Below are 15104 nucleotides of genomic sequence, written 5' to 3'. Positions count from 1 at the left end.
TCGGTAATGAAGGTTCTCGTCACCGGTGGGGCCGGGTTCATCGGCGGCCACTTGGCGGAGGCGTTCCTCCGCGACGGACACGACGTGACGGTCCTCGACAACTTCGAGCCGTTCTACGACGAGGGGATCAAACGCCACACGATCGACCGACATCGCGAGGCCGCACGTGAGGCGGGCGTAGACTACCGGCTCGTCGAGGGGGACGTGCGCGATCGCGAGACGGTCGGCGAGGTCGTCTCGGGCGTCGACGTCGTCGTCCACCAGGCCGCCCAGGCGGGCGTCCGCGCGAGCGTGGAACACCCGGAGAAGGTGACCGAGATCAACGTCGACGGGACGGTGACCCTGCTCGAGGCCTCGAAGGAGGCGGGCGTGAATCGCGTGATCATCGCGAGCTCCTCGTCGGTGTACGGCAAGCCGCAGTCGCTGCCCTACACCGAGGACCACCCGACCGAACCCGTCAGTCCCTACGGGGTCTCGAAGCTCGCCCAGGAGCACTACGCGCGCGTCTACACCGAGTTGCACGATCTGCCCACGGTGTGTTTACGCTACTTCACAGTGTACGGTCCCCGGATGCGGCCGAACATGGCGATCTCGAACTTCGTCTCGCGGTGTGTGAACGGGGAGCCGCCGGTGATCTACGGGGACGGCCAGCAGACGCGCGACTTCACGTACGTGGCCGATGTAGTGGATGCGAACCGGACGCTGTTGACGTCGGGGGCTGCCGACGGCGAGGTGATGAACATCGGGAGTTCGGACACCATCTCGATACAGGAACTCGCGGAGACGGTTCGGGACCAACTGGCGCCGGAGTTGGCGATCGAGTACGAGTCCGCACGGGAGGCGGACGCCGAGCATACGCACGCGTCCGTTGAGAAGGCTGGTGAGTTGATCGGGTACGAGCCTTCGAGGTCGATCAGGGAGGGCGTCGAGGAGTTTATCCAGTGGTACGAAGAAAATCAGGAGTGGTACGAGCCGTTGGTGCGGGGAGCGTAGGTCACCACGATTCATCGGGGAGGTCACGCTGGACTCTCCGGTCAGAGGTAATAGTCTCTCGTCGCCTTCAGGCCATCTCGGAATTCCCATTTCGGCTCCCACCCCAAGGATCGAAGCTTCGTAGTATCGAGGGAATATCGCTGATCGTGTCCCGGACGGTCCTCGACGAACTCGATCTGGTCTTTTGACCCACCAACGACGTCGAGGATCTGCTTCGTTACTTCGAGGTTCGTCAGTTCTGTCCCGCTACCGATGTTGTACACCTCCCCCGGTTGTCCATCGTCGAGGACCGATTTCACAGCTCGACAGTTATCCTTGACGTACAGCCATTCTCGGACGTTCGACCCGTCACCATATAGCGGGAGATCCTCACCCGCCGCTGCGCGCGTGATGAACTTCGGAATCAGTTTCTCTCGGTGTTGGCGAGGACCGTAGTTGTTCGACGAACGCGTCACCATGACTGGCAGGTCGTGTGTCGTGTAGTAACTCAACGCGAGGAGATCCGCGCCGGCTTTCGTCGCCGAATACGGATTCCGTGGGTTGAGCGGATCGTCTTCGCCGAAACTTCCGGACTCGATCGTCCCATACACCTCGTCCGTCGATATCTGTACGAACCGATCGATGTCATGTTCGAGTGCGGCGTCGAGGAGCGTTCGTGTTCCATCCACGTTCGTCTCGACGAACGGTTCGGCGTCCCGGATCGATCTGTCGACGTGTGATTCCGCGGCGAAGTTGACGATCACGTCACACGCCTCGACGAGTTCGTCCACGAGTTCCTCGTCCCGAATGTCTCCCTCCACGAACCGGTGGCGATCGTGATCGAGGACGCCGGACAGGTTCTCGGTGGTCCCCGCGTACGTCAGGGCGTCGAGCGTCAGAACCCGATGATTCGTCGTTTCGAGGAGATGGTGAACGAAGTTCGAACCGATGAACCCGGCACCACCGGTAACCAGCACACGCATTGGTCAGAGGGTGCGTCGTCACCTATTTATCTCTGACCATCACACCGCCGATATGCGGATACTCGTGGTCGGCGAGAACGGGCTGTTAGGCGGGAACGTCGCGACGATCGCCGACCAGCGTGGCGCTACAGTTGTCGGGACGTATCACTCCGTAGATCCCGGGTTCGATCAGCCCAGCTACCAGCTCGACATTACATCCCGGACTGACGTCGAGGACCTTCTCAACGAGACCGATCCCGATGCCGTCATCAACTGTGCGGCGATGACGGACGTCGACGGTTGTGAGTCGGACCCGGACCGGGCACACGCCGTGAATGCGGAGGGAGCGGAACATCTCGCTCGGGCAGCTGATGCGATCGACGCGACGCTGATCCACACCTCTACGGACTATATCTTCAATGGTGAGCGAGACACACCCTACCCGGAGGATGCAGTACCCGACCCTCAGCAGGTGTATGGGGAGTCCAAACTCGCCGGCGAGCGTCTCGTTCGGGACGCGCATTCATCCCCGTTGATCGCTCGCCTCTCGTTCGTCTACGGTCGATCGCTTCCGGACGGAACGCTGTCGGGCTTCCCGCAGTGGGTTCGTGATAGAGCACGTTCAGGAGACGAGATCCCCCTGTTCACCGATCAGCGAATCACGCCGTCGTACGCCGCAGCCACCGCGTCGACCCTCCTCGACCTCCTCGAAGCGGGCCAGAATGGAACGTTTCACGTCGCGAGTCGCTCCTGTGTCACGCCCTACGAATTCGGAGAGTTGCTCCTTCAGGAGATTGGGTTCGACGACGCGACGCTCACGGAGAGTTCGATGACCGACGTGGAACGCGATGCCAAGCGACCGCGAAATACGTGTTTCGACACGACGAAAGTCGAGAGGACTTTGAGTCGCCCGCAATCAACTCTCGCGGAGGACCTCTCCTCGCTCCTCTAAAGCCGGTATTGGCTCTTGTGTTCCAGGTAGAAGGATCGCTCCTCCTCCGGGAGGTCGTCGAATCGGAGGATCGATTCACAGCCGTTTCCGGGACACTTCATGACCCGGTTGTCCTCGAGTTCGTTTGCGGCGACGACGGTTCCACAGCTGGGACAGGTGAGCGTGATGATGCGCATGGACTAGAGTTCGAGTTGTGAGTTCTCTCCGACGACGAGGCGGCGACCTTCCGGAAGGCGTCCTTCGGAGCTTCGGATCGACGCACCACGTCCGACTAGGCTGTCGATTATTCGGCCGTTCGTCGTGATCTCCGCGTCACCGACGACCACGCTGTTTTCGACGTGGGCGTTCCGAACCGTCGAGTTGGCTCCGATCGCCGTATACGGGCCGACGTACGTTCCACGCTCAATCGTCGTGTTTTCCGCGATCGAGACGGGACCACGAACGACCGCGTCCGCCTCGATCGTCGACGATTCGTCGAGGTGGACCCGACCGTCCACCGTCGCGTCCTGATCGATGGAACCGGCTCGTGTGGCTTCGGTGTCCTCGAGAACCAGTCTATTCGCCTCGAGCACGTCTTCCGGTTTTCCGGTGTCCTTCCACCATCCCTCGACGACCTGTGAGTCGATCGCCGCCCCATCGTCAAGCAACGTCTGGATCGCGTCGGTGATCTCGAGTTCCCCCCGCCAGGACGGTTCGATCTCCGCGATCGCGTCAAATATTCGTGGGGTGAAGACGTAGATGCCGATGAGCGCGAGGTTCGATGGTGGATCGTCCGGCTTCTCGACGAGACGCGTCACTCTTCCTTCGTCGTCCACTGCTGCGATCCCGAATTGCTCCGGCGTGTCGACCCTCTGGAGTGCGATTCCGGCGTCGAAGCTGCCGGCACGGAAACTCTCGATGACGTCGACGATCCCGCGTTTGAGCATGTTGTCGCCGAGGTAGACGACGAAGTCGTCGCTGTCGACGAACGACTCCGCGCAGCCGACGGCGTGGGCGAGCCCGAGCGGGCGGCCCTGGACGATATAGGTGATCTCGACGCCGAAATCTCTTCCGTCTCCGAGGAACGACTGGATCGCGTCCCGGCCCTTGTTCCCGAGCACGACGCCGATCTCGGTGATTCCGGCCTCTCGGAGATCTTCGATGGCGTATTGGATCACCGGTTTGTTCGCGACCGGAACGAGCTGTTTCGGGCCGGTGTGGGTGATCGGCCTGAGTCGGGATCCGGTCCCGCCCGCCAACAGTACACCCTTCATGCGTGGGGTTCGGCCTCCCAGTCGAGCGGGATCTCGCCGGTGTGGGGTGGGAGTCGTTCCTCGTCGGGGTCCTCGTAGTCGTAGAGGTTCGTTGGGAAGTTGATCAGGAGTGCCTGTTCGTTCCCGATCACCTTGAACCCGTGCCAGCAGTCGCCCGGAATACGGACGACCTGTTGATCGTGCTCACCGATGACGAAGGTGTTCAGTTCGCCCTGTGTCGGGGAGTCGTCGCGGTCGTCGTAGACGCCGACCTTGATCCGTCCCTGCGGACAGACGAAGTGGTCGATCTGTCCACGCGTGTGGCGATGCCACGCCCGGATGACGCCGGGATAGCTCATCGAGAAGTAGGACATCGCCGGTTCGGGATCGTACTCGTCCCAGTCCTCGCGAAACATCTCGACGAGGTGACCGCGTTCGTCGGCATTCACTTGGAGATCGCGGATTTCGACGCCGTGAATGTTGGTCATCTAGGTAGGAATTATCTAAGCCAACTATTGGCTTTTCGGTGTCTATCTAAGCGTTTATCAGTATTGGTGAGTAGATTTCTCACAAATGGATACGCTCGTTATTGGACTTGATGGGGGCGAGTGGAGTGTTATCGATCCGATGATCGATCGCGGAGATTTACCAAATATCGCTCAGCTCAAACAAGAGGGGGTTTCTGGTCCGCTGGAATCAGTTACTCCACCAGTCTCACCTCCCGCTTGGAGTTCGATCCAGACCGGGACGAATCCCGGCAAACACGGAATCTTCGATTTTAGTACGTTCGATGAAGAATACAATAGGCGTTCGATCAACTCCTCTGATCGTCGTGCTACCCCGTTTTGGACAGTTATGAACGATGAAGGAACGACCACGGGACTATTCAAGGTACCCTTCACCTACCCGCCGGACGACGTTGACGGCTTTATGATTACGGGCTTTCCGACGCCGAACATCATTGATGACTTTGCAACACCAGACACGCTCATTGACCAGATTGGGCCTGTTGACAGCCTCTTTGAGGACTGGTCGTTACAGCAGTCCGGTGACTACGAAGCGTTCAAACGAAACCTCATTCAGGTCGCCGAACGACAGACCGACCTCTTTCTCGAGTTGATCAGAGATCATGAAACGGACCTTTCGATGACCGTCTATGACGGCTCCGACCGTGTCCAGCACTTTTTCTGGAAGTACTTCGACGACTCCCACCCCCGTTACGATCCCGATTCCCCACTGGTCGGTGCCATTGAGGAGTATTACGAGGCGGTTGATCACGGTATCGGCCGGATTTCAGACGAGATCGACGACGATTGTGACGTACTCATACTTTCGGATCACGGTTTCGGGCCTCTGTCTTACGATATATACATCGACGAGTGGTTGGAGGAGGAAGGATTTCTCACTCGGCGCTCCGAAGAATCCACGAGAAAAGTAGTTAATGACGTGCTTGCAACGACGCTCAAGGCTAGTTGGAATGCGGTAACGCAAATAAATCTCGATCGCGTGGTGAAGTCGATACTTCCGGAGTCATGGTTCGAATTTGGAAGTAGCTTTCAGCATGAATCACGTCGTGATACCGTTTGGGGCGAGACGCAAGCGTTCTTCACGACGTTATCGGGGCAAGGATTGTACGTTAACCTTGAGGAACAATTTACAGAAGGAACGGTTTCGCGAAGCCAGTATGATGATGTCGTCGAGGAAATTCGAGATTCTCTCCGTTCGCTCCGACATCCGAAAACGGGTGAGAAATTGGTTGAAGCGGTGATCCGTAGCGATGAGGTTTTCGAGGGGTGGATGCTGGACGATGCGCCGGACCTCATCGTTCGTACGGTTCCAGATTGTACCCTGAAGGGGGGTCGATCGGAGTCGCTTCTACAGCCATCGACACAGAACGCACATGACCGCTCCGGCGATCATCGGACAGAAGGAATCTTCATCGCTAGCGGGCCGTCTTTCGAGACAGGAACGATTGATGGAGCGAATGTGTTTGACATCGCACCGACATTGCTCTATCTTCAGGATTGTCCGGTACCCACAGCGATGGATGGAACTGTTCTGACGGGACTTTTTCCAAGTGAAATAGTGAACGAACGAAAAATTGGGAAGACAGAGAAGTATGGACAGTCCGGTATTGGAGATCGGAAGTGGAACGACGAGGAAGAGGCTGAACTTGAACAACAACTGAGCGATATGGGGTATCTTGGGTGAGGAGATGAGTGACGATAGCGATAGTGGTATCTTTACATTAGCCACTCAAGGGAGTATCACGTTCGTAGGGAACGTTCTGGGGAAGGCCCTTGGTTTTGCCTTCGTCGTCGTTGCAACACGTCTTGTCACACCATCAGAATACGGTATCTTTACTCTTGGTCTTTCCATCGTAATGTTCGTTCAGGGATTCGCCAGCCTGAACATTTATCGGTCAGTTGATTATTTTGTTCCTCAGTTTTTGAGTAATTCCAACTACGGCCAAGCCAAAAAGACGCTTCAGAACGTGTTCTTAATCGGTATTTTTGCTTCCGTACTTGGTGCCGGCGTTGTTTTTCTTGCTAGAGAGCAGATAGCAACGATGTTCAACGAGCCTCGGATAGCGACGATCTTGACTTTTTTTATTCTTCTTATTCCATTGCAGACGGTTTTCAGGACATTACTTGCCTCGTTTAACAGTCTCAAAAAGATGAAGTACCGTGTCATAATACGGGACCTTCTCAATCCACTCGGTCGGACCATCGGTGCGATCTTACTTGTTTCGGCAGGTGCTGGTCTGTTTGGTCTTATCGGCGGTTATCTCCTTGGACTAGCGATCGCAGTTGCGTGTGGAATCGGATTTCTCGTCTACGAGGCGGACTGGATCCAAACTGAAGAATCGGATTCGATCTCAAATCGATCGCTCCTCTCGTATTCTCTTCCGTTAGTTTTGGCAGGCGTTATTTATTCGCTTGTCGGGCAAATTGATTACTTCGTTATTGGATATTTTTTGAGTTCTGCTGACGTGGGTTACTATCGAGTCTCATATCTCCTCGCTGCAAATCTCCTTATCGTCCTCAGTGCTGTTACGCCCGTGTTTAAACCGATGGTAGCCGAAAATCAGTTCAACACTCCTCTCCTTGAAATTCGATATCAGCTCGCGACGAGATGGGTGACTATGTTTACTCTTCCAGTCGCGATCACTCTCATTTTAGCTCCCGACATCTATCTGTCACTCCTATTTACGGACGAATACGTGGTCGCGAGTACTGCCCTCGTCGCGCTCGTGGTTGGCTTTCTACTAAACGCAGCTTTTGGTCCGGAGGGAATGATTCTAGAGGGGCTTGGACATACTCGTCTCACGCTATTCAATACGCTTGTTTTGGTCACCGTTAATGGTGGCCTTGACGTGTTTTTCATCCCACGTTTTGGAATTCTCGGTGCGGGAATTGCGACCGGGAGCGCCTTGACTGTTGCTGGGCTCGTTGGCGTCGTTGAGATCTATCTCCTTCGATCGATTACACCCCTCAGCCCACGGTTACTTAAGGTCTGGCTCGCGATTGTGCCCTCTATCGTCGTTGGCCGGTTGGTTGTTTTCTTCATGAGCGGCGATCTTCTAACTGCCGTTCTCTTACCACTTTTTGTCGCCTCTAACTATTTTCTCGTGCTTCGTGTCGCCCGCGGGTTTTCTGATGATGATCGTGAGATTGCATCTCGAATTGATGATCGCCTTGGATTCCCCTTGGTTCAGTTCTTTCTCATGCCTAATAACCGGTAGAATTGAAAGCCTTGGCTCTGTAGTTTCGGCGGTGTTCAGATAAGGATTGAAGGTGAAGCGGTGCGTTTTCAAAGTGATTCATGCCCGAAAACGACCGCCTCAGCGGGGTTTTAAATGAGATTAACGTAGAGTTTGTGGAGCCAGAAGCAACTCCAAGGCTGTTGATGAAGCTCATTATTCAGGCTCATTTGTCTGGATTATCGCTTTCGAATACTGTTTCATATCTTGGGGTATTCGGTGTTGATCGGGTTTGATCTACCGTTCATAATTGGTCCATAAGGCTGCTCGACAGCCAGACTCTGGTCGGAGCCCGAATCACGTTGCGGTTGACGAGACCGTGATTCAGCTGGACGATAAACAATATTGGCTGTACGCCGCTGTCGTTCCCAACTCAAACGATTTGCTACATATAACGCTTGGACCAACATGAACGAACGTGATCGCAGATCAATTTTTCACGGAACTCCGTGGAAATCACGATGTGGATGACCCGATCTTTCTCGCTGATGGCGCGGTTCCACTTCAACGAGCATGTCGTAAGCATGATCTCGAATTCAGACTCGAACGACATGGAAATCGGAACAGTGTTGAACGTGCCTTTCGTGAGGTAAAACGTAAGAATACCTGTTTCAGCAACCCCGAAGCAGAAATTGCTGACGAGTGGCTGAGATCATTTGCTTTCGCATGGAATCAGCTGATCTGAACACAACCTTTCGCTAGATGCAACTTGACGAATGGGTTATCTTGGTAGAAGAGATGAATCGGATGTTGTGACTTCGGAATTCAGTATCTTCACTCGTATTACGGTGGCCAATGCTAAAGCAATTGTCGGTGAGTTCAGTGAGCCCGCCGAGTGGACAATACTAACTCTGCATGCACTTCGCATCAAGCTAGTACCGTGTCATCGTGGATTTGCTCTCGGAAATGCCCAGCGTCCGGTCTCCCTCACCAGATTTCCGCACTACACGGTGCTCCGCAGTGGTTTGGGCGAATTCAGATTTAACGTGGCGTGTGATTCTCGGCAGAAGCACCGAGAATCACACTAGTCACGCTGCTCTGTGAAATGCTATTGAAAGTCACCGTCTACAACCTTTGCCAGAGCGTCCGATATCCCGAAAATCGTCCGCAGTGTGTCGAAACTGCAGAGATGAAATAAATGACCATATATCGGACCAAAATCTGTCATTAGATGTATCGATCATTGTTGTGAAGTCGTCGAGTGGGTTCTCTGAATAATGTTGAAAGTACTTGAGGTGTTTCCAACACTCACTAAGTCATTTCTGGAGAGCACCCAAGGAATTCGAATGCATGTTGTTAAGCGACACCCAATCCGTGATAAGTGACGCTTAGAAGTGCGATATTTAATCAAAAATATTGATCAAATAATCTTTGGAGCTTTCCATAATGCTGTTCTGAAGATTAAAGTGGCTTCACGAATTCAATATATACATCTATAGTATTATAGATGACTATTAGCATTATTCCTAGTATCATAAATTCAGTTATTGAAACGAGAGTGTAGAACGGGCCAAAGAATGCGAATATAATCGATGTGGCTGTTATTGCATATACTGTTATCGATATAATGGTATTTCTGATTTTCATATATAAGTATAGTAGTGCGCTCATAATCCCTAAAATGAATGGTCCAATCACGACACCTAGTAGTCCAAAATCATAGTATAATGGCATCAGATACGTGGCAGCATTATATTGATCACCATAGAATATATGTGAATAGTTTTCTGGTAATCCTAGAAGATCTTGTACTAACAATAGTTTTAAGACCGATTGGAATGTTCTTAATCCATAGTATCGATTTTCCTCGTTCAAAATAATATAATTAATATTATCGAATGGAGTTGTTAAGTAAAGATATGGTCTGAGAACAGCATCTGGCGAATTAAAAATATAAGCATAAGATAAAAAGAAACCAATTACGGATATTCCTACAAGTAAAAATTGATAAATTGACCCATATCGGTCTAATACATATCGGTAAACGAAAAATGATGCTACGATCGCGACAATAGTCAATCTTCTTTTACCATTAAAGGGAAGTGACGCGAGGGAACAAAAAAGAATTGAGACATGGGCTAAACTCCCACCATATCTCAGCATATACCCAATAATCAATATAATATTAAAACAATTTAGCAGAAATAAGTGATATAGTCCAGTTATTCTAAATTCATGTCTTGCACGAACGGGATGATCGAAATAATATTCAAGGCCCACAGAAACATTAAATCTATATATCATTATAATAAATGAAGAAAACCCAAGGATGAATAGTATTTTAATAATGATTTGAAGATAACGCTTTTCGAGTGTATAATCAGCTGATATACGGTCTACATTAATATACCGATATATCACGGTGAAACCACATACAAATGAAAACATGGACAAAAATATAATACCCCAGGTAATTAGACTCCACCTTGTGTGGTGTTCTGGAACCAGCCTGAGCACAGCAAGCGATATCGCTCCAAACCAGACTAATCCTAAGAGTCCAACTGGAGAATAGTAGTCTTGAAAGACAATATAGGAAACGGCTAATGATAGTGCCGAAAGTGAAAGAAAGATACCAAATAGTGCTAATTGCACTATTGACACCACAGTGTTGAATATATTTATAGATATAATCACGGTGATTAGAATTGGTATCAACAGAAACACTTGAACGATATCTATGGGGAGTTCAATTTTAGTTCTCATATTTGTCTAGGAGATCTAATCGACGGGGGCGTTTTCCTCTTATGATATCGTAGACTGCAAGGACTGTCGCAAGGATAAGGTCGAAGCGGCTTACTAGGAGCCACTCAAAGAAACGTATAATGCGCGTTACAATTAAGAAAGATAAAAATATTATCTGTTCTAGGGCATCTAAATTATTCTGTGCGAATATTATTCTGTTTCTTGTTGAGTGATAGTATCGAAATGAATTGTGATCACCACGGGTTGAACTCACTTTGTGATATATCGTCGAATTTGGATTCACATATAAATTCCAGTTTTCACTTGTTGCTATTTCCCATGATAGTTCTGTGTCTTCTTGCCCAAGGAAATATTCTTCATTCAGAACATCTCTGCATATATAATCTGAATTTAATAAAAATAAAGCACCTGTGATTTGGTCTACCTGGTATGTGTCTGATTGCGACTTGGGTGTGTCTTTTACTTTACCTCTAACGAATAGTGTATTAAAATCACCATCGGCATACCATATCTCCTCTGAATTGAATTTTTTGATAACACCACTCACACCTGCTGCATCATTCTTTGTTTCCGCTGTCTCTATGAGTGGCTCCATGAAATTTTTTTGTACAATTGTATCGTTATTTAATAGAAGTATATAATCATAACCTTGTTCTAACGAATAATTTATTCCAATGTTGTTCCCGCCAGCAAAGCCCAAGTTGTCACCGTTAAATATGAATTTACACCAACTGAATTCAGACTTCAAACGTTGACCCGATCTATCGGTTGATCCATTGTCAACGACCACAACATCATAATTACAATACTCTATGTTTTCTAGTGAACTTAAACACTCTGCAGTATCACTATAATTATTCCAATTTAGGATGATGATTGATACTGAGGGACAATTATTCATACTATAATAACAGAGCAAACTCGGTGATTTTAAGTAGGATTCATTTTCGAATTTTGTTTTGTGCCGTGATGATAACGTCTTTCAAATTTCATTTAGTGTCTAAGCAATTAACAGTAGTGTTTCACATGCAATATGGCTGGTGGTGTAGAACTGTTCTCATAGCATTATGATGAAATTATAGTAGTGATAAAAATAATCACTCATTATTGGTGGTGTTGAGATAAGTTCGAAGGATGAGGCGGTCAAAAGATCGAGTGGTCTATGCTCAATTTCGACCGCCTCAACGGCGATAGCAGTTGTATCGAGTTAGATTTTCTGGAGCGAGAGGCACACCCGAGTCGGCGATGAAACTCGGTATCCGACTCCATCTGGCTGGGTTATCACTTTCGGATACTGTCTCGATTCTTGAGGAATTGGGTGTCGATCGTCATCGAACCACCGTTCATCGGTGGGTACAGAAAGCCGATCTACAGCCGACAGACGGTGCCAACCCGAATCACGTTGCGGTCGATGAAACCGTGATTCAGCTCAATTCTGAGCGATATTGGCTGTACGCTGCCGTCGATCCCGACACGAACCGCTTACTGCACGTCAAGCTCTCTCCGACGAGAAACCACGCGATTACCGAGATGTTCCTCATCGAACTCTGCGAGAAACATCTCGTCGACGACGCGCTCTTTCTCGTCGATTCTGCACCGTGGCTGCAAGCAGCACTCCACCGTCATGGTCTCGATTACAGGATCAAAAACGGCGATCGAAACATCATTGAACGTATCTTCAAAGAACTAAAACGCAGAACCAATCAGTTCACAAACTGTTTCAGCCATGCCGAAGTAACTACCGTCGAAAATTGGATCCACGCGTTCGACTTCGCATGGAATTAGGTTATTTGAATACTACTGATAGGTTAATTTCGTTTCTTTTAACAGCAGGCGACAGTTCGGAAGCGAGTCAACAGCGTAGGTCTTCTAGATATACTGTTGAACAAACGTCGGCGTCCACGCCGGCGCATCAAAGCCGGCCCCTTGAGGTGATTCTTGGGCGGTTCTTCCAAATTCTTGTTTCTGTGATTTTGCGATTCTTCGCTTTCGTTTGTTCTACTGCATCAGCTGACGGTGAAGCGGATATCGTTGCTCTGTAGGTAGTAGCGAAGTGGTGAGAAGAAACATGCCTCAGCTCCTTTTCTGCTTCGCTAAACAAGCCGAATCGCCCGATTAACAGCTCTGTTGCCAGCTCCGCGACGGAAACGAGTGACCTGGCTGGAAGCATCTCAGGTTCGATTTTTTGCGAGTTCACATGGACACAAGTTACGAGGAAACCGCCGATTGGGGGTGTAAGATGAATTGAGTCCTATCTGTCTTGCTGTTGGCTCGGATGAGTTATCGAATCCATCGACACATTGCCGATCGTGAAAACGAGTTCCCACGCGTTCTTGGCGTCAACCGCTTGACCGCTTGACAGCAAGATGCGATCCCGGCCATCATGGAGCACCGGATGCCCGATCTTCGACCGCTAAGTGGCTCCAGTCACTAAAGAGATCGCTTGGATCGTCACATACGTATTCCGAAAACACGGTCCTTGTAGACATGAAGTCGTTTGTCCTCTAATGTTCAGCACAGATGCGACGACCCCTCTCCCCCAGACACACCTCGTTTGAGAGCGTTGTTCCACCCATCAGACATCGTCTGTTCGCCCACTACGATTACGCACACAACGCAGGGTTGGACAGCGGACTCTACGATGTCCGAGACCGTGTTTTTGACCATCATACGTCGATACAGGCCGCTGTCAAATCGAACGCTTGGTACCGCGAATTCCGTGAACTCGTGCTAACCGCCGCAGTCTACAACCTCGAACTATCTGTCAAGAAGTGATCTCAACGCCTTCTGTGAATTCAATAGATCGGACCAAACAAAATTTAGCAGTCCTTTTACGTTAGCGTAAAATAATTCAAGATCTAACAACCAAAACGATGACAAGCGATTCGCCTCTTTTCATAGAATTTATAGGATCTCCAGGTTCTGGAAAATCCACAATTGCCCGGAATGTAGTTCATCACCTCAAACGTGAAGGAATTTCTTGCATGTCTACTATAGAAGCTAAAGACGTTCCTGACGAGCTAGAATTCGGATTAACAAACCCAATGGCGCGGCGGGTGACTGGAATTCTTAAGGGAGCATTCTATCATCCATATATATCCTTTCAAGCATACTGGTTAGCAGCGTCCTGTTCCCCACTAAAACCAACCAATATTGTGAGAGGTTTCAACTTAGTCGCATGGCTTCACCTGACAAACCAACTCTCTTCCCGCGAGACTGCGGATGTGTTAGTGTTTGCAGATAGCCCTCCGCATGTGATTGGGCTACTATCCGCAAGGGGTCAACAGCCAGGCGAAATTAGAACTCGGAAAATGCTATCTGCATATGGATGTGATGTCAACCGACTTGTTGTCTACGTTGATTCGCCTACCAAGGTATGTGCCAAACGCGTCCAAGAACGCGATACACCTAGCCGTTTCAATGATATAGAGGTGGACGAAGCGGCTAAGATGATGGAAAAATATCGTGAGACGATATTGAATACAATGGACATCATCTCCGATATCGGGTATGGTGAGATTTTGCAAGTTAGCGGTACCGCATCCGTAGAAGAATCAACCACTAAAATTATTGAAACGGTGCAATCTTCAGACGAGCTCCCTACGTGAGGAGCATCATATTCATTCTGAAGATCTGGGAGACGAGATAATATATAGCAAATCACGCCGTTCCTCACCTTTGTAATCTGCTCTCCCGATAAACTCAATAGCCTTGTCGCTGCCAAAGACCTCATTAAGGTAGTCCAGGTGGTACTCTTTAATGGGCTGACTTTCTGGGCAGGGAACCTCGTCATGGAGTTCCTGTTCTGGGAGTTCAAAGAACAGTTTCTCTGAATTCTCTCCAAGATGGCGTAACATATCTGACGCTGCTGAGTTGCCATACGCTTGAACCCAGTGATGGTAAACCGTTAGTAGTAGAATCACATCAAACGAAGGAATTCTTGAAACAGACTCTGGGGTTAAATTGTACCGTACGTAACCAAGGCCATCTGAGAATTCATTACCAGACCGTGCCATGGTAAGCATTTGTTCTGCACGGTCAACGCCGATACAGAACAAACCCTCGTTATGGAACTTAGAAGTCAGCCAACCATTAGCACAGCCAATATCTAGTAAGTTAGAATCGTCTTCATCAATGTAGGGTTGCATCATCTCCCACCGGTCAACAGCGTCGACACGCTTCTCTGTCTGATAGCGAGTTATACGAAATCCGTTTTGAACGAATCGCTGACAAAACCCTGTGCTTCTGCGGGCCAATTCACCAAGCCCCTCCGATCGATATATCTGGATCGCCCGAGAAAAATACGCTTTGAGCATAAATGGATTGCATCCGTACACCTATTCAAGCCTTACGAACTGCATTTTAGTTTTAGATTAGAATATTAACTACGTGTGATTTAAAATGTTTTGAGATATTCCGTGTGCGGGCCAAGCGACGAATTCAATACCAGTCCGGACAGTACATACTTGTCCACGACGTGGTGGAATGGATGTCCCAGAATGAGAACGATTATTAGATCA

12 protein-coding genes and 2 pseudogenes are annotated in these 15104 nt (G+C 49.9%); 7 read left to right on the top strand and 7 right to left on the bottom strand.

The genetic code is table 11. The features are described from left to right. The first annotated feature begins 6 nt into the window (after positions 1 to 6). A complete protein-coding gene (locus ACZ5YD_RS06375; RefSeq protein ID WP_379746114.1) occupies positions 7 to 993 on the top strand; it encodes an NAD-dependent epimerase/dehydratase family protein in 987 nt (328 codons plus the stop codon). A gap of 41 nt (positions 994 to 1034) precedes the next feature. On the opposite strand, the gene rfbB is transcribed toward ACZ5YD_RS06375, so the two are convergent. Next, positions 1035 to 1955, bottom strand: coding sequence for a dTDP-glucose 4,6-dehydratase (gene rfbB / locus ACZ5YD_RS06370; RefSeq protein WP_379746111.1), 921 nt, complete (start codon positions 1953 to 1955; stop codon positions 1035 to 1037). Between rfbB and rfbD the strand changes: the two genes are divergently transcribed. Then, positions 1921 to 2886 carry a dTDP-4-dehydrorhamnose reductase gene (gene rfbD, locus ACZ5YD_RS06365; protein WP_464384464.1) on the top strand — a complete coding sequence of 322 codons (966 nt, stop codon included), beginning with the start codon at positions 1921 to 1923 and terminating at the stop codon, positions 2884 to 2886. The two genes, rfbB and rfbD, sit on opposite strands and share 35 nt — an antisense overlap. Here the strand turns inward: rfbD and ACZ5YD_RS06360 are convergent. From ACZ5YD_RS06360 to ACZ5YD_RS06350, 3 genes are read right to left on the bottom strand one after another with little or no spacing between them, the layout of a single operon-like run. Then, positions 2883 to 3062, bottom strand: coding sequence for a hypothetical protein (locus tag ACZ5YD_RS06360; protein ID WP_379746105.1), 180 nt, complete (start codon positions 3060 to 3062; stop codon positions 2883 to 2885). The genes rfbD and ACZ5YD_RS06360 overlap by 4 nt on opposite strands. A 3-nt stretch (positions 3063 to 3065) precedes the next feature. After that, positions 3066 to 4139 carry a glucose-1-phosphate thymidylyltransferase gene (locus tag ACZ5YD_RS06355; RefSeq protein ID WP_379746103.1) on the bottom strand — a complete coding sequence of 358 codons (1074 nt, stop codon included), beginning with the start codon at positions 4137 to 4139 and terminating at the stop codon, positions 3066 to 3068. Continuing rightward, positions 4136 to 4606 (bottom strand): dTDP-4-dehydrorhamnose 3,5-epimerase family protein, encoded by a 471-nt coding sequence (locus ACZ5YD_RS06350; protein ID WP_379746100.1) that lies wholly within the window; start codon positions 4604 to 4606, stop codon positions 4136 to 4138. The genes ACZ5YD_RS06355 and ACZ5YD_RS06350 overlap by 4 nt, the downstream gene beginning before the upstream one ends. Positions 4607 to 4691: 85 nt before the next feature. Between ACZ5YD_RS06350 and ACZ5YD_RS06345 the strand changes: the two genes are divergently transcribed. The 3 genes and pseudogenes from ACZ5YD_RS06345 to ACZ5YD_RS06335 all read left to right on the top strand — a co-directional run bounded on the left by ACZ5YD_RS06345 (position 4692) and on the right by ACZ5YD_RS06335 (position 8566). Further along, on the top strand, positions 4692 to 6329 hold the full coding sequence (locus tag ACZ5YD_RS06345) for an alkaline phosphatase family protein (RefSeq protein WP_379746097.1): 1638 nt from the start codon (positions 4692 to 4694) through the stop codon (positions 6327 to 6329). 4 nt (positions 6330 to 6333) lie between these two features. Next, positions 6334 to 7863: an oligosaccharide flippase family protein gene (locus ACZ5YD_RS06340; RefSeq protein WP_379746094.1), complete on the top strand. Its 1530-nt coding sequence runs from the start codon at positions 6334 to 6336 to the stop codon at positions 7861 to 7863. 80 nt (positions 7864 to 7943) lie between these two features. Then, positions 7944 to 8566 (top strand): annotated as a pseudogene (locus tag ACZ5YD_RS06335) (IS6 family transposase). Between the two features lie 716 nt (positions 8567 to 9282). On the opposite strand, the gene ACZ5YD_RS06330 reads toward ACZ5YD_RS06335, so the two are convergent. Together ACZ5YD_RS06330 and ACZ5YD_RS06325 are read right to left on the bottom strand one after the other, a co-directional pair. Next, positions 9283 to 10482, bottom strand: a complete 1200-nt coding sequence (locus ACZ5YD_RS06330; RefSeq protein ID WP_379746091.1) for an O-antigen polymerase — start codon at positions 10480 to 10482, stop codon at positions 9283 to 9285. 91 nt (positions 10483 to 10573) lie between these two features. Continuing rightward, entirely contained in the window at positions 10574 to 11485 is a 912-nt protein-coding gene (locus ACZ5YD_RS06325; RefSeq protein ID WP_379746088.1) for a glycosyltransferase family 2 protein, read from the bottom strand. Positions 11486 to 11746: 261 nt separating this feature from the next. Here ACZ5YD_RS06325 and ACZ5YD_RS06320 point away from each other — a divergent pair. Together ACZ5YD_RS06320 and ACZ5YD_RS06315 are read left to right on the top strand one after the other, a co-directional pair. Continuing rightward, positions 11747 to 12369 (top strand): annotated as a pseudogene (locus ACZ5YD_RS06320) (IS6 family transposase). A gap of 1088 nt (positions 12370 to 13457) precedes the next feature. Continuing rightward, the gene (locus tag ACZ5YD_RS06315; RefSeq protein ID WP_379746085.1) at positions 13458 to 14192 is read left to right on the top strand and encodes a hypothetical protein; all 735 of its coding nucleotides are present in this window, start codon (positions 13458 to 13460) and stop codon (positions 14190 to 14192) included. A 12-nt stretch (positions 14193 to 14204) separates the two neighbouring features. Here the strand turns inward: ACZ5YD_RS06315 and ACZ5YD_RS06310 are convergent, their stop codons facing one another. Continuing rightward, positions 14205 to 14732, bottom strand: coding sequence for a methyltransferase (locus tag ACZ5YD_RS06310; RefSeq protein ID WP_379746082.1), 528 nt, complete (start codon positions 14730 to 14732; stop codon positions 14205 to 14207). Between the last annotated feature and the right edge of the window lie 372 nt (positions 14733 to 15104).

This window comes from Halopenitus salinus (assembly GCF_055397165.1).
Note: the sequence above shows the minus strand (reverse complement) of the source record. Positions and strands in the feature narration are given on the sequence as shown.

Excerpts from the sequence above, each read along its gene's own strand:
- rfbB (WP_379746111.1), bottom strand. The coding sequence starts at position 1,955 with ATGCGTGTGCTGGTTACCGGTGGTGCCGGGTTCATCGGTTCGAACTTC.
- ACZ5YD_RS06315 (WP_379746085.1), top strand. The coding sequence starts at position 13,458 with ATGACAAGCGATTCGCCTCTTTTCATAGAATTTATAGGATCTCCAGGT.
- ACZ5YD_RS06355 (WP_379746103.1), bottom strand. The coding sequence starts at position 4,139 with ATGAAGGGTGTACTGTTGGCGGGCGGGACCGGATCCCGACTCAGGCCG.
- ACZ5YD_RS06350 (WP_379746100.1), bottom strand. The coding sequence starts at position 4,606 with ATGACCAACATTCACGGCGTCGAAATCCGCGATCTCCAAGTGAATGCC.
- ACZ5YD_RS06375 (WP_379746114.1), top strand. The coding sequence starts at position 7 with ATGAAGGTTCTCGTCACCGGTGGGGCCGGGTTCATCGGCGGCCACTTG.
- ACZ5YD_RS06345 (WP_379746097.1), top strand. The coding sequence starts at position 4,692 with ATGGATACGCTCGTTATTGGACTTGATGGGGGCGAGTGGAGTGTTATC.
- ACZ5YD_RS06310 (WP_379746082.1), bottom strand. The coding sequence starts at position 14,732 with ATGCAACCCTACATTGATGAAGACGATTCTAACTTACTAGATATTGGC.
- ACZ5YD_RS06340 (WP_379746094.1), top strand. The coding sequence starts at position 6,334 with ATGAGTGACGATAGCGATAGTGGTATCTTTACATTAGCCACTCAAGGG.
- rfbD (WP_464384464.1), top strand. The coding sequence starts at position 1,921 with ATGAACCCGGCACCACCGGTAACCAGCACACGCATTGGTCAGAGGGTG.
- ACZ5YD_RS06360 (WP_379746105.1), bottom strand. The coding sequence starts at position 3,062 with ATGCGCATCATCACGCTCACCTGTCCCAGCTGTGGAACCGTCGTCGCC.
- ACZ5YD_RS06325 (WP_379746088.1), bottom strand. The coding sequence starts at position 11,485 with ATGAATAATTGTCCCTCAGTATCAATCATCATCCTAAATTGGAATAAT.